The sequence below is a fragment of the Paucibacter sp. XJ19-41 genome (assembly GCF_028462495.1).
Taxonomy (GTDB): domain Bacteria; phylum Pseudomonadota; class Gammaproteobacteria; order Burkholderiales; family Burkholderiaceae_C; genus Roseateles_E.
This window is the reverse complement of sequence record NZ_JAQOWX010000033.1, coordinates 25,666-46,093: the sequence shown is the minus strand read 5'-3', so window position 1 is coordinate 46,093 and position 20,428 is coordinate 25,666. Positions and strand designations below refer to the sequence as shown.

Below are 20,428 nucleotides of genomic sequence, written 5' to 3'. Positions count from 1 at the left end.
GTGCGACCGCTGCAGGTGCTGGCTTGGCGGCCGGCGCCGCCGTGCCCGGTGGCAGCGTCGCAACCCAGGGCGTGCCGCGCTCGCGCGCCAGCGCCTGGGCATTGTTTTGCGCCAGCTCCAGCGCATTCCCCTTGCACTGGGCCATGGCCAGGCGCCACAGCGTCTCGGCCTGCAGCGAGAGTTGCTGCTTGTCGGCGGCGGCCAGGCCGGCCGCGCTGTTGCGGAGTTTCTGCGAGTGCTCGCGGGCGCGCTCGAAGGGCGGGGCGCAGAACTCGGCGTTGTGGCCGTCGATCTCGGACTGCTGGCGGCGTTGCTGCGCGGTGGTCTGCTGCTTGCCGGTGCAATGCTCGGCGGCCAGGTCCCACATGGTCTCGGCCTTGCGGTACAGCGAGCCGGCCTCCGGCCAGCGGCGTTCGCCGAAGGCCTGGCGCGCCATCTCCTGCAGCGAGGCGGCGTCGCGATGCGAGAGCTCGCATTGCTGGCCGGCGGCCTGGCGCTCGGCAATGGCGGCGCGTTGCTTCTGGTTGTCGACCAGATGGCGCTCGGCACGCTCCTTGGCGCGCCCTTCGCAGCGCTGGGTCGCCGTGCTCCACAGCGCCAGCGCCTCGTCCAGCAGCCGGGCCTGGCCGTCCAGATCCTTGCCGAGCGACGGCGCGGTGGCCGCGCGCAGATCGGCGGCGATGGCGCGTGTCGTCAGCGCGGTGCAACCGGGGGGCTCGGCGGCCGGCGCCGACGCCGAGGCCGCGGGAGAGGCCAGGTCTTGTGCGCCCGCCGGCAGAGCCAGCATGGCGAGCAGGGAAAGAATTGGTGTGGCGCGCATGGGCTTAGGGCTTGCGGGGGGCGGACTCGGCCGGAATCTCCAGCATCGCGTCGATCAGGCCGCGGGCGAAACGACCACTGCCGGGATCGCCGGGGCTCTCGAAGGAGAAGGTGTCGGGCGCGGAGGCCAGCGGCATGGCGCCGATCTCGAAGCTCAGATCCTCGGGGCGCAGGCCGCGCAGGATCGCGACGACCTCGCTCTCCAGGCCTCTGGCCTGGGCGCGCTTGTTGAGTTCGGTCAGGCGCTCGGCATCGAAGATGAAGGCATTGCCGGTCAGGCTGCGTTCGACCATCTTCTGGTGCAGCGTGAAGCCGGCCAGCGGGTTGGCGCCGAGCTTGGCGGCACGCTCAAAGGCCCAGGCGTCCGCATGGTCGAACACGGTGGCCGCGATGCGGGCGACGCCGCCCAGCGAGCCGCGGGTGACGGCCGCCTGCTGCATCGCGCCGGCCACCTGGGCCTTGGTGAGCTGCGCGGCGGCATCGGTCAGGCCTTCGCGCAGGCGCTGCATGGCCAGGGCCTTGCCCTGTTCGATCAACTGTTGCTTGACGATTTCGGTCGCCACGCTGGCGGCCGCCGACTTGGCTGCATTGACGGCGGCATTGGCCGCCACCGCCGCGCCCTGCAGACCGGAGGCCAGCGTGACCAGGTTGTAGAGCGTGCCGGCGATCTGGGTGCCGTAGTGGTAGGTCTTCATGCGGGCCCCGCCTTCTTCGGACAGCCCTTGGGTCCACAGCACCGCCCACAAGGCCTCGTCCTCGCTGAGGTCGGCCTGCGTGATCTCCAGCGGGTGCAGGCTCAGCAGCCAGTGGTAGTCCTGCAGCTGCGGCGTGTTGGGCGGGGCCAGGCGGGCATAGCCGCGACAGACCTTCAGCGGCGTCAGGGGCACGGTCTTGCCGCCCAGCAGTTGTACGCTGAATGGGCGACCCGCGTCTCGCGCCGCGGCCAGGCGCTGCAGCAGATCGGCGCTGTCCTCGGTCTGGGTGCCGCCCACCTTGATGATCTTGTCGCCCAGCTTCAGCGGCGCATCGGCACTGACGCCGACCACGGTCAGGCGCTCGTCGACGCCCAGCGCGCGCACCCAGGCGACCCTGTCGTTCTCGGCCCAGCCCTGGCTGGTGGCCACGGCGAAAGGCAGCTCCCACTGGCTATCGCAGTGAGCATCCCGGAGCTGGGCGCTGCGCACGATGGCTGGGCGCAGCAGACGCTCACCGGCGCCGTAGGCGCGAATATTGCCCAGCAGGGCCTCATCGACCTTGCGGCCCTCGTCTACCGTGGATTGGGGCGCCGCGCAGGCGCTCAGCAGCACGGCGATCAGAGCGACGGCAACGGTGCGCCAGGGCAGGCGGGAACGGACGACATCCATGAATGGCGGCGGGCTTGGGACAGCGGGCCAGTTTAGGTGCGGGGTACCGCGCCTGCGTCGCTGTTGAGCCTCGCTAATGCAGCCATTCGCGCAGTTTTCACAGGTTTGCGACCGGATTCAAGGGCGCGAATTCCGCCGGCCGCTTGCTCTTCCAGGCCGAGATGGCCTGGCCCATCTCGGCGGTGTCGAAGACGGCGCTTTGCAGCAGGCTCATCTGGGCCAGTGCGGCGGCCGTGCCGTGGTCGCGGGCATGGTTCAAAGCCAGCTTGCTGGTGGCCACGGCCAGCGGCGATTTGTCGGCGATGCTGCGGGCCAGGCCCATCACATGGGCCAGCAGCGCGTCGGCGTCCGGCAGCACGGCATTGACCAGGCCACAGGCCAGCGCGCGCTCGGCACCGAGGCGCTCGCCGGTATAGGCCAGCTCGCGGGCCAGACCGGCCGGCATCAGATGCTGCAGGCGCTGCAGCACGCCCAGGTCGGCGGCCATGCCGATATTGATCTCCTGCACGCAGAAGAAGGCGTCGGCCGTGCAGTAGCGCATATCGCAGACGGCGGCCAGGTCCAGCGCGCCGCCGATGCAGCCGCCCTGGATGGCGCCCAGCACCGGGAAGCGCGCCTCGTCCAGCGCGGTGAAGCAGTCCATCAAGCGGCGCAGCGAGTCTTGAAAGCTCAGCCGGCTGCGCGCGCTGCGCGTGTCCAGCATCGCGTCGTCGGTGGCAAAGGTGTCCAGCGCCATGCCGGCGCTGAAATGCTTGCCGGTCGATGAGATCACCAGCGCTCGGGTCCGGCCGGCGTCGTGCAGGCCGCGCACCGCATCGCGCAGCGCCGGGAAGAAGGGCGGGCTCATGGTGTTCATGCGCTCGGGCCGGTTCAGGCTGAGATGGCTGATGCCCTGGGCATCGGTGGCGAGGTTGAAGAATTCGTTCATCGCGGCCCCTGTGGTGGCGAGTAGCTTAATCAAGGGACAGGCTCTGTCTATCCGATGGGCGACAGCCGATATGGCCCCATGGCTTGCGTACTTTCACCGACCGGGGAAGCCCTGGGGCGGGCGCTCCGGAGCGCTCCCTACACTGCTCGCATGCGAACGCTTCGAACCGATGACGGCCTGCCCTTGCACTGGCGGCAATGGGGGCTGCCCGGGCCGCAGCCCGCGCGCGGCACGGTGCTGATCGTCCATGGGCTGGGCGAGCATATCGGTCGCTACGAGCATGTGGCCGCGCGGCTGAACAGCTGGGGCTGGCAGGTGGTGGGCCATGACCAGCGCGGCCACGGCGCCTCTGGCGGGGCGCGCGGCGATATCGCCGGCCCCGAGCGGCTGATGCAAGACCTGGCCCTGGTGATCGACGAGCTGCGAGCCGATGCCGCCCTGAACAAGGGCCCGCTGCTGCTGCTGGGCCACAGCATGGGCGGCCTGGTGGCGGCGCGCTTCGTCGCCGGCGGCCTGTGCGCCAGCAGCGGCGGCGTGCTGCCGGCCTGGTTCAGGCCGGTTGACGGCCTGGTGCTCAGCTCGCCGGCGCTGGATGCCGGGATGTCGGGCATCCAGAAGGTCTTGCTGACGGTGGCGCTGCCGCTGCTGCCGCATCTGGCGGTCGGCAACGGGCTCAAGCCGGCCTGGATCTCGCGCGATGCTGCCGTGGTCGCGGCCTACGAGAACGACCCGCTGGTCCATGACCGCATCACGCCGGCCCTGGCCAGCATGATTGCCGAGGGCGGCGCCGAGGTGCTGGATCGGGCGGGGCAGTGGCTGCTGCCGACCCTGTTGATGTGGGCCGGCAGCGATCACTGTGTCGACCCGGCCGGTAGCGAGGCCTTTGCCGCCGAGGCACCGGCGACGGTGGTGCAGTCGCAGTGCTTCGAGCGCCTGTTCCATGAGCTCTTCAACGAGCCGGAGCGCGAACAGGTGTTTGCCCGCCTGCAGGCCTGGCTGGACGACAAGTTTTAAGATCGGGGCCTCACCAGCCACAAGCCGGACCCCCATCATGAATGCTCGCGACCCGTCATTGCCCCTGCAACCCGATGAAGCCACCGCGCTGGGCGACTATGCCGCCCGCGTCTGGGACGAGGAAATCGTCCCCGCGCTGACCGACTACATCGCGATCCCGGCCAAGAGCCCGATGTTCGACGCCGACTGGGCGGCGAACGGCCATATCGAGAAGGTGATACGCGACGCCGCGAGCTGGGTCGAGGGCAAGAAGGTCGCCGGGCTGAAGCTGGAGGTCATTCGCATCGAGGGCCGCACGCCCATCATCTTCTTCGAGGTGCCGGCCACCAAGGCCGGCAGCGATGACACCATCGTCGTCTACGGCCATCTGGACAAGCAGCCCGAGTTCAATGGCTGGCGCAACGATCTGGGCCCGTGGACGCCCAAGTACGAGGACGGCAAGCTCTACGGCCGCGGTGGCGCCGATGACGGTTACGCGGTCTATGCCTCGCTGACCGCCATCATGGCGCTGGACCGCCAGGGCATTCCGCGGCCGCGCTGCGTCGGCATCATCGAGACCTGCGAGGAAAGCGGCTCCTACGATCTGCCGGCCTATATCGACGCGCTGAAGGACCGCTTGGGCAATGTCAGCCTGGTGGTCTGCCTGGACTCGGGCGCCGGCAACTACGACCAGCTGTGGCTGACCACCTCGTTGCGCGGCATGGTCAGCGGCGTGTTGAAGGTCGAGGTGCTGACCGAGGGCATTCACTCGGGCGACGCTAGCGGCCTGGTGCCGTCGAGCTTCCGCATCCTGCGCCAGGTGCTGGACCGGCTGGAGGACAGCAAGACCGGCCGCCTGCTGCCCGAGAGCTTCCATTGCGACATTCCCGGCAACCGGATCGCGCAGGCCCAGGCCACCGCCGCCATCCTGAAGGACGAGGTCTGGAAGCGCTACCCCTGGGCCTGCGGCGCCGACGGCGGCGCGGTGCTGCCGGTGACGCAGGATCCGGTCGAGGTGCTGCTGAACCGCACCTGGCGGCCGACCTTGTCGGTGGTGGGCGTCGATGGCTTCCCGGAGCTGAAGAATGCCGGCAATGTGCTGCGTCCCTACACCGCCTTCAAGCTCTCGCTGCGCCTGCCGCCGCTGGTGGACGGCAACGAGGCGGCGCTGCGCCTGAAGGCTCTGCTGGAGGACAACGCGCCCTACAACGCCAAGGTCACTTTTGTGCCCGATGGCCGCGCCGGCGCCTACGGCGCCACCGGCTGGAACACGCCGGACCTGTCACCCTGGCTGGATGCCGCGCTCAACCAGGCCAGCTTGGCCCAGTTCGGCACCCCGGTCGGCTATATCGGCCAGGGCGGCACGATCCCGCTGATGAGCATGCTGCAGAAGGGCTTTCCGAAGGCGCAGATGATGGTCTGCGGCGTCTTGGGCCCGAAGAGCAATGCCCATGGCCCCAACGAATTCCTGCATGTGCCTTATGGCAAGCGGCTGACGGCGGCTGTGGCCCAGGTGATGGCAGCCCATCCTTGAGTACGCGTCAATCGTTCAGGGGCAGGCCGACATAGTTCTCGGCCAGCACCGTCTGGGCGGCGCGCGAGCTCATCAGATAGTCGAGATCGGCCTGCTGGATGCGCTGGTCGAAGCCGTTGTGGTCCGGGAAGTTGTGCAGCAGCTGGGTCAGGCTCCAGGAGAAACGCTCGGCGCGCCAGACGCGCCGCAGCGCCTGCTCCGAGTAGCGCGCCAGCCCGGCCTCGCTGCGGTCGCGGTAGTACTCGGTCAGCGCGCGCGCCAGATAGCGCACATCGGAAGCGGCCAGGTTCAATCCCTTGGCCCCGGTCGGCGGCACCAGATGGCCGGCGTCGCCGGCCAGGAACAGGCGGCCGAAGCGCAGCGGCTCGGTCACATAGCTGCGCAGCGGCGCGATGCTTTTCTCCAGCGAGGGGGCCGGCTCCAGCGCGGCGGCGGTGACCGGGTCGAGCCGGCTTTTCAGCTCGCTCCAGAAGCGCGCATCGCTCCATGCCTCGAGCCGGTCGCTGAGGCTACACTGGATGTAGCAGCGCACCCGCGTTCTGCTGCGCATGCTGCACAGCGCGAAGCCGCGCTCATGCTGGGCGTAGACCAGCTCGTCGGCGGGCGGTGCGGTGTCGGCCAGCACGCCCAGCCAGCCGAAGGGATAGCCGCGCTCATAGCAGTGGTAGGCGCTGGCCGGCAGGCCGGCGCGCGAGACGCCGTGAAAGCCGTCGCAGCCGGCGATGTAGTCGCAGGCCAGCTCGTGGTCCTGGCCCAGATGCTGGTAGCGCACGACCGCCCGGGGCTCGCCCAGGCCATGCAGGCTGACATGCCGGGCCTCGTAGTGCGTGGTCAGGCCGGCGGCCTTGCGGGCGTCCATCAGGTCGCGGCACAGCTCGTTCTGGCCGTAGACCAGCACCGACTGGCCGGTCAGCCCCTGCAGATCGATACGCTGGCGCTGGCCGCCGAAGCTCAGCTGGATGCCCTGGTGGACCAGGCCCTGGGCATGCATGCGCTGACCGACCCCGGCCTCGTCCAGCAGCTCGACGCTGCCGCGCTCCAGAATGCCGGCGCGCACGCGGGCCAGCACCTGTTCACCGCTGTGCAGCTCAAGAATCGTGTTGGCGATGCCGGCCTTGTGCAGCAAGGCGCCGAGCAAAAGACCGGCCGGGCCGGCGCCGATGATGGCAACCTGGGTGCGCTGCATTGTTGTCCCTCCCTGTGTGGATGACAGGCCGGGCAACGGCCTGTCCAGGGACGGAGCTTGCCACCGCTTGACGGCGGCGGGTCCCGTTAACTCTTACAGCAGCATGCGCAGATGCGCCTGGGCCTGCAGCAGCGGCGGCAGGCAGTGCTCGACCAGCTGGTCCATGCTCATGCGCGAGGCATGCACACTGATATTCATCGCCGCCACCACATCGCCGCGGTAGTTCTTCAGCGGCACCGCCACGGTGCGCAGGCCCAGCTCCAGCTCCTGGTCGATGCAGGCATAGCCCAGCGAGCGGGCGCGGGCGATCTCGATGCGCAGGCGCTCGGGATGGACGATGGTGTGGGGTGTCAGCGCGGCGAGCTCCTGGCGGGCGATCCAGGCGTCGACCTCGGCCTGCGGCATGGCCGACAGCAGCACCCGACCATTGCCCGAGCAGTGCGCCGGCACCCGGGTGCCGGGCGGGCGCGTGGGCGAGACGACCCGGCCGGCGCTGGTGGCGGCGATGCAGATCACATCATTGCCGTCCAGCACGCCGGCCGAGCTGGCTTCCTTCAGCGCATAGGCCAGCTTGTGCAGCTCGGGCTCGACGATGCGCGGCAGGCGGGCCGAGTGCATATAGCTCTGGCCCAGGCGCAGCACCTTGGGCGTCAGCGCGAACATCTTGCGGTCCTGCGAGACAAAGCCCAGATGGGTCAGCGTCAGCAGATAGCGGCGGGCGGCGGCGCGGGTCAGGCCGGTGCGGGCCGCCACTTCCGAGATGGTCAGGCGGGGACGCTCCTGGTCGAAGGCTTCGATCACGGCCAGGCCTTTTTCCAGGCCGGCCACCAGATCGCGCTTGAGCGGGCCGCTCTCGGCGGGGCTGGCGGGAGCTGGGGCAGGGACCGCGAGGGCGGCCAAATCATCGAGTGCGCGGGCAGCAGACATGGTGGCGTGTTTTGTGCGAATGGCGCCCAAATCGGCTGGGCGCAAGCAGGGAAACGCCGACTATAGGGAGGCCATCGGGGCCTGTCCAAGCCAAACCTGGCATTTTGGGCGATTGACGCACATCAATGCACTTGTTTGGTGCGTTTCGGATAGGGCTCAGCCCACGGCCTTGGCGAGGCGGGTGTGCGGCAAGGGATGTGCGAACCGAGGTCTCTGAGCGGTGTATTTTGAGGATGGGTGTCGCTGCTTCCCGGGACATCCGGGCGCGGTGCGATATTTGCGCGGTTTTTGCGCGGTATATGTGCGAGTTGCGAAATAAGACTGGATCCAGTATCCCACGCGACGCGCACAAAAAAGGGTGCCTTTCGGCACCCTTGTCCATGACAAATATTCAGCAGGGCTTGAGTTTTTGTCATGGCTGGCCTCGTGGCCAGCGGCAATCCCTGTTGCTCAGACGCGTTCAAGCACCAGGGCGATGCCCTGGCCGACGCCGATGCACATGGTGCACAGCGCGTAGCGACCGCCGCTGCGCTGCAGCTGGTTGACGGCCGTCATCACAAGGCGGGCACCGCTGGCGCCCAGCGGGTGGCCCAGCGCGATGGCGCCGCCGTTCGGGTTGACGCGGGCGTCGTCGTCGGGCAGGCCCAGATCGCGCAGCACCGCCAGGCCCTGGGCGGCGAAGGCCTCGTTGAGCTCGATCACATCCATCTGCGCCAGGCTCAGTCCGGTCAGCGCCAGCACCTTGCGGGCGGCCGGCGCCGGGCCTATGCCCATGATGCGCGGTGCGACGCCGGCGGTGGCCATGCCGACGACACGGGCGCGCGGGCTCAGGCCGTGGCGGGCGGCGGCGACCTCGCTGGCCAGCAGCAGCGCTACCGCGCCGTCGTTGACGCCCGAGGCATTGCCGGCGGTGACCGTGCCGTCCGGGCGCACCACGCCCTTGAGCTTGGCCAGGGCTTCCAGGCTGGTTTCGCGCGGATGCTCGTCCTTGGCGACGACGATGGGCTCGCCCTTTTTCTGTGCAATCGTCACCGGCGTGATCTCGGCATCGAAGACGCCGGCTTTCTGCGCGGCCACGGCCTTCAGCTGGCTGGCCAGCGCCATGCGGTCCTGGGCCTCGCGCTCGATCTTGAAGTCGGTGGCGACGTTCTCGGCCGTCTCGGGCATCGAGTCGACGCCGTACTGCGCCTTCATCAGCTTGTTGATGAAGCGCCAGCCTATCGTCGTGTCATAGACGGCATTGCTGCGCGAGAACGCGGACTCGGCCTTGGGCATCACGAAGGGCGCGCGGCTCATGCTCTCGACGCCACCAGCCAGCATCAGCTCAGCCTCGCCGGCGCGAATCGCGCGGGCGGCGCTGCCCACCGCATCCATGCCGGAGCCGCACAGGCGGTTGATCGTCGCGCCGGGCACGGCAATCGGCAGGCCGGCCAGCAGGCTGGCCATGCGGGCGACGTTGCGGTTGTCCTCGCCGGCCTGGTTGGCACAGCCATACAGCAGATCGGCGACGGCCTCCCAGTCGACCCGGGGGTTGCGGGCCATCAGCGCCCGCAGCGGGATCGCACCGAGGTCGTCGGCGCGCACCGAGGACAGCGCGCCGCCGTAGCGGCCGAATGGGGTGCGCTGGGCGTCGCAGATAAGGGCGTGGTTCATGAAATCTCCGTGGGTTTGTTATCGGTTCAGGGGCGCAGCAGCGGCTGGCCGGTCAGGTCTTGCAGGGTGTCGACGCTCAGGCCCTCGACCAGATCCAGCACCTGCAAGCCCTGGGGCGTGACGGCCAGCACGGCCAGATCGGTGTAGATGCGGCTGACGCAGGCCGGTGCGGTCAGCGGGTAGCTGCACTGGGCGACGATCTTGCTCTCGCCGGATTTGCTCAGGTGCTCCATCATCACAAAGGTGTGCTTGGCACCAATGGCCAGGTCCATCGCACCGCCGACTGCGGGGATCGCGTCGGGCGCGCCGGTATGCCAGTTGGCCAGATCGCCGTGAACCGAGACCTGGAAGGCGCCCAGCACGCAGATGTCCAGATGGCCGCCGCGCATCATCGCGAAGCTGTCGGCATGGTGAAAGAAGCAGCCGCCGGGCAGCAGTGTGACCGGCTGCTTGCCGGCATTGATCAGGTCGTAGTCCTCGGCGCCGGCGGGCGGTGGCGGGCCCATGCCCAGCACGCCGTTCTCGCTATGCAGTATCACTTCGAGCCCGGCCGGGATCTGGGCCGCCACCAGGGTCGGCAGGCCGATGCCCAGATTGACCACCGCGCCCTCGGGGATGTCGCGGGCGACGCGCGCGGCCATCTGCTCGCGGGTCCATTTCTTGTAGCTTGAGCTGCTCATATCAGGCTCCCGGCTTGAAGCCGCCGCCGCGGGTGCTCTGGCGTGGCACCCGAACCAGGCGCTGCACAAAGATGCCGGGTGTCACGACGGCCTCGGGGTCCATCTGGCCCAGCTCCACCACCTCGTGAACCGAGGCCACGGTGATCCTGGCGGCCATGGCCATGATGGGGCCGAAGTTGCGTGCGGTCATGCGGTAGTCCAGATTGCCCCAACGGTCGCCGCGCTCGGCCTTGATCAGTGCGAAATCGGCCCGGATCGGGTACTCGAGCACCTGGCCGCGACCGTCGATGAGGCGGCATTCCTTGCCCTCGGCCAGCGCCGTGCCATAGCCGGTGGGGGTGAAGAAGGCGCCGATGCCGGCCCCGGCGGCGCGGATGCGCTCGGCCAGATTGCCCTGCGGCACCAGCTCCAGTTCGATCTTGCCGCTTCTATAGAGCGCGTCGAAATGGTGGGAGTCGGTCTGGCGCGGGAAGGAGCAGATGATTTTGCGCACCCGGCCGGCGGCCAGCAGCGCGGCCAGGCCGGCATCGCCATTGCCGGCATTGTTGTTGACGACGGTCAGCTCGCGCGCGCCCTGGTCCAGCAGCGCCTCGATCAGCTCCGTGGGCAGGCCGGCCGTGCCGAAGCCGCCGATCATCACCGTCGCGCCATCGGCGACATCGCGCAAGGCCTGGGCGGCGGAGTCTTGTAGCTTGTTGATCATCGGCGGCAAGTCTCGAAAAAGTTCATATATAGAACCCGAGTTCCTGAATTGAACATGCTACGGTGCTGGCTTGGCGGCGGTCAAGCCGATGGCGTGACAATTCGCACATGAAAGTGTTTGTATCGTGTGGCGCCCCATAAGAGGGCCTGTTTTACTTAAGTTGGCGGGTGCATGTGCCGATGCTGGTGGCGAGGGCGCCTCAAAAACAGGGCGAAGGAATCCAATGAAGGACAGATCTTCCGATCCTTTGATCGACGTGGGCCAGTTGAAGGTGGGCATGTTCATCCACCTGGATCTGGGCTGGATGTCGCATCCGTTTCCGCTCAGCAGCTTCAAACTGAGCTCGGAAGATCAGTTGCTGATACTGCGCCGCTTGGGCCTCAAGCAGGTGCGTTGGAGCCCTGGCCGCAGCGAACTGCAGACCGAGGCGACGCCGAGGCAGGCCGCTGTGGTGGACGCCGCCGGCGCCGCTCAGCAAAGCCCCGAGCCGCAGGCGACGGAGGCGCAGCGGCGCGCGCTGGCAGCCCAGCGCGAGGCCCTGTCCTTGTGCGAGCGGCAGTATGGCGAAGCCGCCGGCGCCTTTCGCGAGCTGATGGAACTGCTGCCGCGCGAGCCGCGCAGCACGCGCGACCAGTCGATCGCGCTGACCAGCGCCTTGCTGGACAAGATGCTGATCGAGGGCGACCTGAACATCCGCCTGCTCAATGAAGGGGCGGGCGACCGCAGCACCGCCCATGCGCTGAATGTCGCGATCATCTCCTTGCTGCTGGGCCGGGCCTTCGGCCTGGGGCGCGACGAGATGATGGATCTGGGCGTCGGCGCCCTGCTGCACGATATCGGCAAGACCGAGTTGCCGGCCCGGGTGCGCAATCGTGACGACAGTTTCACGATGGCCGAGACCCAGCTCTACCAGCAGCATGTCAGCAAGGGCGTGGCCCTGGCCCAGGGCATGGGACTGGCGGCCGGCCCGTTGCTGGTGATCGCCCAGCACCATGAAAATGCCGATGGCAGCGGCTTCCCGCAGCGCATCAATGTCGACCGCATGAGTGCGGCCTCGCGCATCGTTGCGCTGGTCAACCGCTTCGATGGCCTGTGCAATCCGCTCTTGGCCTCCAAGGCGATGACCCCGCACGAGGCGCTGTCGCTGATGTTCGCCCAGGGCCGCAACCGCTTCGACGCGACCATGCTGAATGCCTTCATCCGCATGATGGGCGTCTACCCGCCCGGCTCGGCGGTGCAACTGACCGACGACCGTTATGCCCTGGTGGTGGCGGTCAACTCCTCGCGGCCGCTCAAGCCCAAGGTGATGGTGCATGACGCCAAGGTGCCGCGCGAGGAGGCCCTGATCCTGAATCTGGAGCAGCACTCCGACCTGGGCATACGCCGCAGCCTGAAACCCAATCTGCTGCCGCGCGCCTCGCTGGACTATCTGAGCCCGCGCACGCGGGTGGCCTACTTCTTCGAGAGTGCCGTAACGGGTAACGGGGAGTTGGCCGCGTGAGGCTGGTCAGCTTCAATCCGCCCACCGCTCCTCCCGCCGTCGATCTCTACCAGTCCCTTCTCGAAGGGCTGCAGGAGGCGGTCTGGCTGGTGGATGCGGCCACGCTGGAGGTGGTGGCCGTCAATCAGGCGGCCTCGCGCTTGCTGGGCATGGGGCCGGATCAGCTGCTGGGCTGCGGCATGGAGTCGCTGTCCAGCACGGCCGAGGACGCGCTGTTCTGGGCCGAGGCTGCGGGCGGCGGCCGCGAAGGCCTGCATACCGACACCTTGATGCGCCGCGCCGATGGTCAGGCCATCTGGGTGACTCGGCGTATCAGCCATGTGGTGCAGGCCGGCAGCGCCGGCCTGTGGCTGGTGGCGATGGCCGATCTGAGCAAGCAGCGCCAGCACGACGAAGAGCGCGAAACCCTGCTGGCCGAACTCAAGGCCACGCTGGAGTCGACCGCCGACGGCATCCTGGTCACCGATCTGGCCGGCCGCATGCGCAGCTTCAATCAGCGCTTCGCCTCGCTGTGGGGCTTGCCCGAGGACTTGCTGACCGAGCGCAATGACGAGGCTGTGCAGGCCTGGATGCGGCGCAGCGTGGTCGACGGGGCCGCCTATGCGATGCGGCTGAGCGCGATCCAGGAAGCGCCGCTGCTGCAGACCAGCGACGTCATCAAGCTGCTGGACGGCCGGGTGCTGGAGCGGGTTTCGCTGCCGCAGTGGAGCCGCGGCCGGCCGATCGGCCGGGTCTATTCCTACCGCGATCTCAGCGAGAAGCTGGCCGCCAGCCAGCGCATCGAGGAGCTCTCGCACACCGATATGCTGACCGGCCTGCCGAACCGGCGGGCGCTGGCCGAGCGGGCCGAGTACGCCCAGGCGATGGCGCGCCGCGAGGGCACGAGCTTCGCGTTGCTCAATGTCGATCTGGACCGTTTCAAGCAGATCAATGACACCCTGGGTCATGCCTACGGTGACCGAGTGTTGAAAGAGGTGGCCCAGCGCCTGAAGGAGTGTTTGCGAGAGGTCGATACCGTCGCCCGTCTGGGCGGCGACGATTTCGCGCTCCTTGTCCATCAGGCCGACGCGCGGGGCGCCGAACATGCGGCGCGGCGGGTGCAGGAGGCGATGTCGCGCCCCTTCAGCTTCGATACGCTGAGCTTCACCGTCACCTGCAGCACCGGCATCGCGCTGTTCCCCAGCGACGGCGGCAGTGCCGAAGAGTTGATGGTCAGCGCCGAGCGAGCGATGCACTGGGTCAAGGAGAGCGGTCGAGGCACGTTTCGCTTCCATCAGCCGCGCAAGGACGTGGATCTGCTGTCGCGCATGCGCCTGGATCATGCGATGCGCCAGGCCTTGCAGCAGCGCGAGTTCCGGCTGCATTACCAGCCGCAGATCGACCTGGCCAGCGGCGCGGTGATCGGCGCCGAGGCCTTGATACGCTGGCGCGACCCGCTGCGCGGCGAGGTTTCGCCGGCCGAGTTCATTCCGGTCGCGGAGGAGAGCGGTTTCATCGTCGCGATCGGCGAATGGGTGTTGCAGCAAGCGGTGGCGCAAGCAGCCGCCTGGCTGCGCCAGGGCTGGCGCATGCCGGTGGCCGTCAATGTCTCGGCTCTGCAGTTCCAGCAGGCGCATTTCGTCGACACGGTGGCGCTGGCGCTGAAGGCGCATGAGCTGCCGCCGTCGCTGCTGGAGCTGGAGCTGACCGAATCCATCCTGCTGCGCGACGCCGAGGAAGCGCTGCGCCGGCTCGAGGCCTTGTCCGAGCTGGGCGTGTGCATGTCTATCGATGACTTTGGCACCGGCTACTCCAGTCTCGGCTATCTGAAGCGCTTCCCGATCCAGCGCTTGAAGATTGATCGCAGCTTTGTCCAGGGACTGCCGTCGGATGAAAGCGATGTCGGCATCGTCAATGCGGTGGTCCAGATGGGGCGGGCGCTGCGCCTGCAGGTGATTGCCGAAGGGGTGGAGACCGAGGCCCAGCGCGACTGCCTGGCGCGTGCCGGTTGTCATGAGTTCCAGGGCTTTCTCTATGCGCCAGCGCTCGATCCGCGCGCGTTCGAAGAGAAGGTCTGGCGTCCGCTGACGCCCCCGCCACGGCCGGTGGTGCCGCCGATGCGTCTGGTGCGCGGCGGCTGAGACGGCGGTTACATTTCAAACGGCACAATGGTCGGCTCTGACACAAGGAGCATGGCCGTGATCTACAAATTCAAATCTGCGGCTGCGGCCGACGTGATCATGATGGGCCCCAACGGCGAGCAGCTGCTGCGGCTGATGGGGCGCGAGCCCGCAGCCCAGGGCATCGTGACCCAGGCCCAGCTCGGCGCCGCGATCTCGGCGCTGGAGCAGGCGGTAGCCGAGGACGAGGCCGAATTCGCCCGGCTGCAGGCCGAGGCCCAGGCGGCTGGCGAGCCGGCTCCGAAGCGCGAGGGCATCAGCCTGCGCCAGCGCGCCTGGCCTTTGCTGGAGATGATGCGGCTGAGCCTGGCGGAGCGGCACGACGTGGTCTGGGGCGCCTGAATGGGCCTGGACAGCGCCACGACGATTCTGGCGGTACGGCATGGCGAAACGGCCTGGAACCGCGAAAGCCGCATCCAGGGCCAGCTCGACATCCCGCTGAATGCACTGGGTCAGGCTCAGGCGCAGCGACTCGGGCGAGCGCTGGCCGGCGAGCGCCTGGACGCGATCTACAGCAGTGATCTGGCGCGCGCCTGGCAGACGGCCGAGGCCATCGGTGCCGCCACCGGCCTGTCACTGAGGGCCGAGCCGGCGCTGCGGGAGCGCAGCTTTGGCATCTTTCAGGGCCTGAGCTGGAGCGAGATCGAGCAGCAATGGCCGGCGCAAAGTGAGCGCTGGCGGCGGCGCGATCCCGATTTCGCGGCCGAGGGCGGCGAGAGCCTGCAGGACTTCTATCAGCGCGCCGTCACCACCGTCGAAGGCCTGGCCCAGGCCCATCCCGGGCAGACCGTCGTGATCGTCGCCCATGGCGGGGTGATGGACTGTCTACACCGCGCCGGCCGGCGGCTGAGTCTGCAGGCGCCGCGCAGCTGGGTGCTGGGCAATGCCACGATCAACCGCCTGCTCTACTCGGCGGCCGGGCTGAGCGTGGTCGGCTGGAACGACGACGGTCATCTCGAAGGGCTAAGCCTGGACGAGACGGCGGCCTGAGCACAGGGGAAGCGTCGCTAGCGCAAGTGCCAATTCGTACGTTTGCATCTTTACCACAGAACTGTTGCAATTTAGCGTCGCCCGCCACTCGGTCAAACCCTAGGACTTTTATACTGCGGCCACATTGCGAACAAGACCGGATGATCCAGTCCGGCAACTCTTCAACTCCTAAAAGGCAAATGATGAAAAAGATTGCTCTCGTCGCTGCACTGGCCGCCGTGTCGGCCTCCGCTTTCGCACAAAGCTCGGTGACCCTGTACGGTCGTATCAACACCACCGTGGAAAGCCAGAAGGTTGGCAACGGTGACCGTACGGCCGTCGTGCAGAACAACAGCTCGCGCTTCGGCTTCAAGGGCCAGGAAGATCTGGGCGGCGGTCTGAAGGCCTCGTTCAACCTGGAAAGCGGCCTGAACTCCGACGATGGCAAGGCTGCCGGCACTTTCTGGGGCCGTGAGGCCTGGGTGCAACTGGCTGGTTCCTTCGGTGCCGTCCGCCTGGGCAACTTCACACCCGAGTCGTACTTTGCCACCGCTGACTACATCAGCATGCACAACCACGATACCGGCACCTCGTCGGATGCTCTGTACGCCTTCAAGACCTACCGTTCGAGCAACAAGATCGGCTATTTCACGCCGACCGTTGGTGGCTTCAGCGGTAGCGCCTCGGTGTCGGCCGGTGAAGGTGCAGCCGGTAAGGAAAAGCTGTTCGACCTGGCAGCCAACTATGTCGGCGGCCCGCTGCACCTGGGTGCCGGCTTCAGCAAGGAAGGCGATGCCAAGCAAATCGCCGTGCGCGGTCTGTACGAGCTGGGTGCCTTCACCGTGGGCGCCTACTACCAGCGCGCCGACGACGGCGCTCAGAACCGCAACGTCTATCGCCTGTCGGGCATGTACACCATGGGCGCTTCGGAGTTCCACGTGAACTTCGGTGCTACCCAAGGCCGTGGCACTTTTGCCATTGGTCAGAACGACCCGGAAGACCGTCTGGTTGGTGCAGGCAAGACCACCCAGTTCACGCTGGGCTACAACTACAACCTGAGCAAGCGTACCAAGGTGTATGGCTTCTACACCGCTCAGAACGCCAAGGTCGAGTCCAAGGACTTCAGCTCGCTGGCAGCCGGCATCCGCCACAACTTCTGATCTCCGGATCAAAAGCAAAAAAACCACCTTCGGGTGGTTTTTTTACGCCTGTTTGGCGTCGATCTACTCGTCGAACAACTGCCCGGCCTGCTTCGGCGGCGCCACGCCCAGATGCCGGAAGGCGGCCAGGGTCGCGATGCGGCCCCGCGGCGTGCGCTGCAGAAAGCCCTGCTGGATCAGGTAGGGCTCGATCACATCCTCGATCGTGCCGGGCTCTTCGCCGATCGCGGCGGCCACATTGTCCAGGCCGACCGGGCCGCCATCGAAGCGATGCACCACCGCCTCCAGCAGCTTGCGGTCCATCAGATCGAAGCCCTGCGGGTCGACATCCAGCATCGCCAGCGCCAGATCGGCGATCTTCTTGCTGATGCGGCCATCGCCTTTCACATCGGCATAGTCGCGCACGCGGCGCAGCAGCCGGTTGGCGATGCGGGGCGTGCCGCGTGAGCGGCGTGCGATCTCCAGCGCACCCTCGGTATCGATCGGCGCATTCAGCAGGCCGGCCGAGCGGGTCACGATGCGCTGCAACTCGGCGGATGTGTAGAACTCCAGCCGGGCGACGATGCCGAAGCGGTCGCGCAGCGGGTTGGTCAGCATGCCGGCCCGCGTGGTCGCGCCGACCAGCGTGAAGGGCTGCAGATCCAGCTTGATCGAGCGCGCGGCCGGGCCCTCGCCGATCATGATGTCGATCTGGTAGTCCTCCAGCGCCGGGTAGAGGATTTCCTCGACCACCGGGGAGAGCCGGTGGATCTCGTCGATGAAGAGCACATCGTTCTTCTCGAGATTGGTCAGGATGGCGGCCAGGTCCTTGGGCTTCTCCAGCACCGGGCCCGAGGTCTGGCGCAGATTGACGCCCAGCTCGGCCGCGATGATGTGGCTCAATGTCGTCTTGCCCAGGCCCGGCGGGCCGAACAGCAGCACATGGTCCATGGCCTCGTCGCGCTTGCGGGCCGCGCCGATGAAGATCTCCAGCTGCTCGCGCGCCTTGGTCTGGCCGACATAGTCGTCCAGCAGCTTGGGCCGCAGCGCGCGCTCGATCGCCTCTTCATTGGGTGAGCTCGGGGCGGCGCTGACCACGCGCGGCGGCGTAGGGGCGTCGCCGAACTTGTCGGTCTGTATGCTCATGTGAGTTTCTTCATCGCCAGCTTGATGCCTTCGCTGACACCGATCTCGGCCGGCAGCGATTTCAGCGCCAGACCGGCTTCCTTGTCGGAGTAGCCCAGCGCGATCAGGGCCTGCAGGATGTCGCCATGGGCGTCATTGGCGACGCTGACCGGCAGCGCCAGATCGGGGCCGAGCTTGCCCTTGAGTTCCAGCAGCAGGCGCTCGGCGGTCTTCTTGCCGATGCCGGGCACCTTGACCAGGCGGCCGGTCTCCTGCTTGGAGACGGCCTGGGCGAGCTCGCCGACCGACAGGCCGGACAGCAGCGACAAGGCCATCTTGGGGCCGACACCGCTGATCTTGATCAGCTGGCGGAAGGTGCTGCGCTCCTCGGCGCTCAGGAAGCCGAACAGCACATGGGCATCCTCCCGGATGCTCAGATGTGTCAGCAGGCTGGCGCGCTCGCCCAATCCAGGCAGATTGTAGAAAGTGCTCATCGGCACGTCGACCTCGTAGCCGACGCCCTGCACATCGATGAGGATTTGCGGGGGCGATTTCTCCGCGATGACGCCTGTGAGTCTTCCGATCATGAACCGGATTATGTCGGCCCGTACCGACTGCGAGCACGCGACCCGGCCCGATCAGTCTCAGTTCCGACCAAACAAACCCAGGCGCTGCGCCTCCAGCGCAGCTTCCGCGCGTGAGCTGACATTCAGCTTGCGATAGATCTGCTTCACATAGTCGGCAATCGTGTGGCGGCTCAGACCCAGCTGCACGCCGATCTCGGGCAGGGTGTAGCCCTTGGCGACCCGCAGCAGCACCTCGGTCTCCCGGTCGGTCAGCGAGACCTCGTGCAGCAGGGCTGCGGCCTGGGGCCGACGCTGAGCGGCGAAATAGGCGATCACCTTGCGCGCGATCGACGGTGACAGCGGCGGCTCGCCCTGGCTGATGCGCTGCAACTGCTCGGCCAGCAGCTCGCGTGACTGCTCCTTCAGCAAATAGCCGAAGGCGCCGGCCTGTAGGGCCGGGAACAGGTGCTCGTCGTCGTCGTGGATGGTGACGATGACCGACTGCACCTCGGGCTGCTGCTCGCGCAAGGCCGCCACCACGTCCACGCCGGAACCGTCCGGTAGACCCAGGTCCAGCAGGGCCAGCGTGAAGCGCTGGGTCTGCACCTGCTTCAGAGCGTCCTGCACCCGCGAGCATTCGGTGATCTGGGCGTTGACGAAGATCTGCTTGACCAGGGCTTTGAGCCAGGCGCGGATCTCCGGAATGTCTTCCAGCAAAAGAATATGGTTCATGGTTTTGTACGGTGTGGACGGTGGCCCGATGGGGGACAACTTAGCCTTTATCGGCGCAAAAGCCAATGCCTCAATCCTTAGCAGGGGCTGTTCAGAGCGGAATCGTGAGGCGGATCACGGTTCCCCAGCCCGGACCGGACTCGACCAGGCACTGCCCATGCATCTGCTTGGCACGCGATTTCATGCTGGCCATGCCGTGGCCCTTGTCGAGCCGGCCGTCCAGCTCGGTCGTGATGCCCTGGCCGTTGTCCTGGATCACGACCAGGAAATCACCGTCGAGCACCGTGCAGCTGACCACGCAATGGGTGGCGCCGCTGTGCTTGATGATGTTGCTGACGGCTTCGCGGAAGATGCGCGTGGTCTGCACATAGGCGCGCGCCTGCAAGGTGTGGATCACTTCTTCGGCGGGCGCCTTCCACTCGGCCAGGATATTGGCCTGACCCAGGCGCGAGACGACCTCGGCGCGCCAGTCGCCCAAAGCGTCCAGCAGTTGCACCGGCTTGCCGGTCAGGCCGCGCACCGACAGGCGCATCTCCTCCAGCGCCTCACGCGCCAGGGTCGAGATGCGGTCGGACTCGCTGGTGTGCACGATGGTCAGCAGCTTGGCGCCCAGATCGTCGTGCAGATCGGCGGCGATGCGCTTGCGCTCGCGCTCGGTGACCTGCTCCAACTTCTGCTCGGCCATCTCGCTGAAGCTGCGCTCGATATCGGCCACCTTGGCCTGCGCATGCTGCTCATGTTCGAGCTGCAGGTGCTCGGCGTTGACGCGGGCATGGGCGATGTTCAGGATGATGCGCAAGCCCAGCGCCAGCAGCAGCAGCGGCAGCACGATGGTCGCCGGGCGCCACGGCGTCACCAGCTCCAGCAGCAGCGCGATGGCACCGAGCCCGAGCAGCACGGTGGTCTTGAGCCCCTGGTCGCGGCGCTCACGCAGATGCCAGGCCATGGCGGCCAGCACCTGCAGCACCAGCAGGGCCGACCAGGCCTGGCTCAGCATGGCCATCTGCGCCGGCAAGAGCAGCAGGCTCAGCGGCACCAGCACCGCCTGCAGTGGCAGGACCAGGTCCAGCCAGGGCCGCTGGCCACCGGTGGGCCGCAGCAGGAACTGGATCAGACACAGGCTCAGCCAGGGCAGCAAGGCGGTCGACAGCAGCAGGCGCCGGTCCCCGCCGAGCTGCGGCAGCGCGATCCAGTCCAGCGCCGAGCGCAGCACCCACAGCCCCATCAGGGCGGCGAGAAAGACCAGATGGCGCTCGCGCGCATGGATGCGTGACAGCAGGGCCAGGATCAGCCCCATCAGCGCCAGCATCGCGCACAGCAGCTGCGGCAGCAGCGTCTGCCAGAGGGCGGCCACAGGCGCCTGGTCCGGCTGTGCCAGGGCCCAGGTCGGCAGCAGCAGGGCGAGCGCACCGCCGCCCGGCATCAATGGAGGTCTGAATCGCATGGGGCG

19 protein-coding genes are annotated in these 20,428 nt (G+C 67.5%); 7 read left to right on the top strand and 12 right to left on the bottom strand.

Features of this window, described 5'->3' with window-relative positions; translation table 11 throughout:
• The 3 genes from PO768_RS11040 to PO768_RS11030 form a co-directional block, all read right to left on the bottom strand.
• Positions 1–820: hypothetical protein (locus PO768_RS11040; protein WP_272646105.1), on the bottom strand; the 820-nt coding region annotated here is incomplete at its 3' end.
• 4 nt (positions 821–824) lie between these two features.
• The gene (locus PO768_RS11035; RefSeq protein WP_272646104.1) at positions 825–2,183 is read right to left on the bottom strand and encodes a hypothetical protein; all 1,359 of its coding nucleotides are present in this window, start codon (positions 2,181–2,183) and stop codon (positions 825–827) included.
• A gap of 97 nt (positions 2,184–2,280) precedes the next feature.
• The gene (locus PO768_RS11030) at positions 2,281–3,111 is read right to left on the bottom strand and encodes an enoyl-CoA hydratase-related protein (RefSeq protein ID WP_272646103.1); all 831 of its coding nucleotides are present in this window, start codon (positions 3,109–3,111) and stop codon (positions 2,281–2,283) included.
• Positions 3,112–3,261: 150 nt separating this feature from the next.
• Here PO768_RS11030 and PO768_RS11025 point away from each other — a divergent pair, with 150 nt between their 5' ends.
• Together PO768_RS11025 and PO768_RS11020 are read left to right on the top strand one after the other, a co-directional pair.
• Complete coding sequence (locus PO768_RS11025) at positions 3,262–4,125, top strand: alpha/beta hydrolase (protein WP_272646102.1); 864 nt, start codon at positions 3,262–3,264, stop codon at positions 4,123–4,125.
• A gap of 37 nt (positions 4,126–4,162) precedes the next feature.
• Positions 4,163–5,638, top strand: a complete 1,476-nt coding sequence (locus tag PO768_RS11020; RefSeq protein ID WP_269839099.1) for a M20 family metallopeptidase — start codon at positions 4,163–4,165, stop codon at positions 5,636–5,638.
• A gap of 7 nt (positions 5,639–5,645) precedes the next feature.
• Here the strand turns inward: PO768_RS11020 and pobA are convergent, their stop codons facing one another.
• The 5 genes from pobA to PO768_RS10995 all read right to left on the bottom strand — a co-directional run bounded on the left by pobA (position 5,646) and on the right by PO768_RS10995 (position 10,787).
• A complete protein-coding gene (pobA, locus tag PO768_RS11015) occupies positions 5,646–6,824 on the bottom strand; it encodes a 4-hydroxybenzoate 3-monooxygenase (RefSeq protein ID WP_272646101.1) in 1,179 nt (392 codons plus the stop codon).
• Between the two features lie 93 nt (positions 6,825–6,917).
• Positions 6,918–7,751 carry an IclR family transcriptional regulator domain-containing protein gene (locus PO768_RS11010; RefSeq protein WP_272646100.1) on the bottom strand — a complete coding sequence of 278 codons (834 nt, stop codon included), beginning with the start codon at positions 7,749–7,751 and terminating at the stop codon, positions 6,918–6,920.
• Positions 7,752–8,201: 450 nt separating this feature from the next.
• A complete protein-coding gene (gene pcaF, locus PO768_RS11005; protein WP_272646099.1) occupies positions 8,202–9,404 on the bottom strand; it encodes a 3-oxoadipyl-CoA thiolase in 1,203 nt (400 codons plus the stop codon).
• A 26-nt stretch (positions 9,405–9,430) separates the two neighbouring features.
• Positions 9,431–10,084 carry a 3-oxoacid CoA-transferase subunit B gene (locus PO768_RS11000; protein WP_272646098.1) on the bottom strand — a complete coding sequence of 218 codons (654 nt, stop codon included), beginning with the start codon at positions 10,082–10,084 and terminating at the stop codon, positions 9,431–9,433.
• A gap of 1 nt (position 10,085) precedes the next feature.
• Entirely contained in the window at positions 10,086–10,787 is a 702-nt protein-coding gene (locus PO768_RS10995; protein ID WP_272646097.1) for a 3-oxoacid CoA-transferase subunit A, read from the bottom strand.
• Between the two features lie 223 nt (positions 10,788–11,010).
• Between PO768_RS10995 and PO768_RS10990 the strand changes: the two genes are divergently transcribed.
• The 5 genes from PO768_RS10990 to PO768_RS10970 all read left to right on the top strand — a co-directional run bounded on the left by PO768_RS10990 (position 11,011) and on the right by PO768_RS10970 (position 16,576).
• Entirely contained in the window at positions 11,011–12,288 is a 1,278-nt protein-coding gene (locus PO768_RS10990; protein ID WP_272646096.1) for an HD-GYP domain-containing protein, read from the top strand.
• On the top strand, positions 12,285–14,408 hold the full coding sequence (locus PO768_RS10985; RefSeq protein WP_272646095.1) for a putative bifunctional diguanylate cyclase/phosphodiesterase: 2,124 nt from the start codon (positions 12,285–12,287) through the stop codon (positions 14,406–14,408). Before PO768_RS10990 ends, PO768_RS10985 begins: the two co-directional genes overlap by 4 nt.
• A gap of 57 nt (positions 14,409–14,465) precedes the next feature.
• Entirely contained in the window at positions 14,466–14,789 is a 324-nt protein-coding gene (locus tag PO768_RS10980) for a DUF1840 domain-containing protein (RefSeq protein WP_272646094.1), read from the top strand.
• On the top strand, positions 14,790–15,437 hold the full coding sequence (locus tag PO768_RS10975) for a histidine phosphatase family protein (RefSeq protein WP_336297761.1): 648 nt from the start codon (positions 14,790–14,792) through the stop codon (positions 15,435–15,437).
• A 182-nt stretch (positions 15,438–15,619) separates the two neighbouring features.
• Positions 15,620–16,576, top strand: a complete 957-nt coding sequence (locus PO768_RS10970) for a porin (RefSeq protein WP_272646106.1) — start codon at positions 15,620–15,622, stop codon at positions 16,574–16,576.
• A 63-nt stretch (positions 16,577–16,639) separates the two neighbouring features.
• On the opposite strand, the gene ruvB is transcribed toward PO768_RS10970, so the two are convergent.
• From ruvB to PO768_RS10950, 4 genes are all read right to left on the bottom strand, one after another.
• A complete protein-coding gene (gene ruvB, locus PO768_RS10965; protein WP_272646093.1) occupies positions 16,640–17,701 on the bottom strand; it encodes a Holliday junction branch migration DNA helicase RuvB in 1,062 nt (353 codons plus the stop codon).
• Positions 17,698–18,267, bottom strand: coding sequence for a Holliday junction branch migration protein RuvA (gene ruvA / locus PO768_RS10960; RefSeq protein ID WP_272646092.1), 570 nt, complete (start codon positions 18,265–18,267; stop codon positions 17,698–17,700). The genes ruvB and ruvA overlap by 4 nt, the downstream gene beginning before the upstream one ends.
• A gap of 57 nt (positions 18,268–18,324) precedes the next feature.
• Positions 18,325–18,978, bottom strand: a complete 654-nt coding sequence (locus tag PO768_RS10955) for a response regulator (RefSeq protein WP_137944150.1) — start codon at positions 18,976–18,978, stop codon at positions 18,325–18,327.
• A gap of 91 nt (positions 18,979–19,069) precedes the next feature.
• Positions 19,070–20,422, bottom strand: coding sequence for a sensor histidine kinase (locus tag PO768_RS10950; protein WP_272646091.1), 1,353 nt, complete (start codon positions 20,420–20,422; stop codon positions 19,070–19,072).
• Positions 20,423–20,428 lie beyond the last annotated feature (6 nt).

What these genes read in the sequence shown, in the direction of transcription:
- pobA (WP_272646101.1), bottom strand. Translation starts at nt 6,824, where the DNA reads ATGCAGCGCACCCAGGTTGCCATCATCGGCGCCGGCCCGGCCGGTCTT.
- ruvB (WP_272646093.1), bottom strand. Translation starts at nt 17,701, where the DNA reads ATGAGCATACAGACCGACAAGTTCGGCGACGCCCCTACGCCGCCGCGC.
- PO768_RS10970 (WP_272646106.1), top strand. Translation starts at nt 15,620, where the DNA reads ATGAAAAAGATTGCTCTCGTCGCTGCACTGGCCGCCGTGTCGGCCTCC.
- PO768_RS11020 (WP_269839099.1), top strand. Translation starts at nt 4,163, where the DNA reads ATGAATGCTCGCGACCCGTCATTGCCCCTGCAACCCGATGAAGCCACC.
- PO768_RS11025 (WP_272646102.1), top strand. Translation starts at nt 3,262, where the DNA reads ATGCGAACGCTTCGAACCGATGACGGCCTGCCCTTGCACTGGCGGCAA.
- PO768_RS11000 (WP_272646098.1), bottom strand. Translation starts at nt 10,084, where the DNA reads ATGAGCAGCTCAAGCTACAAGAAATGGACCCGCGAGCAGATGGCCGCG.
- PO768_RS11030 (WP_272646103.1), bottom strand. Translation starts at nt 3,111, where the DNA reads ATGAACGAATTCTTCAACCTCGCCACCGATGCCCAGGGCATCAGCCAT.
- ruvA (WP_272646092.1), bottom strand. Translation starts at nt 18,267, where the DNA reads ATGATCGGAAGACTCACAGGCGTCATCGCGGAGAAATCGCCCCCGCAA.
- PO768_RS10995 (WP_272646097.1), bottom strand. Translation starts at nt 10,787, where the DNA reads ATGATCAACAAGCTACAAGACTCCGCCGCCCAGGCCTTGCGCGATGTC.
- PO768_RS10975 (WP_336297761.1), top strand. Translation starts at nt 14,790, where the DNA reads ATGGGCCTGGACAGCGCCACGACGATTCTGGCGGTACGGCATGGCGAA.
- PO768_RS10950 (WP_272646091.1), bottom strand. Translation starts at nt 20,422, where the DNA reads ATGCGATTCAGACCTCCATTGATGCCGGGCGGCGGTGCGCTCGCCCTG.
- PO768_RS10955 (WP_137944150.1), bottom strand. Translation starts at nt 18,978, where the DNA reads ATGAACCATATTCTTTTGCTGGAAGACATTCCGGAGATCCGCGCCTGG.
- PO768_RS10990 (WP_272646096.1), top strand. Translation starts at nt 11,011, where the DNA reads ATGAAGGACAGATCTTCCGATCCTTTGATCGACGTGGGCCAGTTGAAG.
- pcaF (WP_272646099.1), bottom strand. Translation starts at nt 9,404, where the DNA reads ATGAACCACGCCCTTATCTGCGACGCCCAGCGCACCCCATTCGGCCGC.
- PO768_RS11010 (WP_272646100.1), bottom strand. Translation starts at nt 7,751, where the DNA reads ATGTCTGCTGCCCGCGCACTCGATGATTTGGCCGCCCTCGCGGTCCCT.
- PO768_RS11035 (WP_272646104.1), bottom strand. Translation starts at nt 2,183, where the DNA reads ATGGATGTCGTCCGTTCCCGCCTGCCCTGGCGCACCGTTGCCGTCGCT.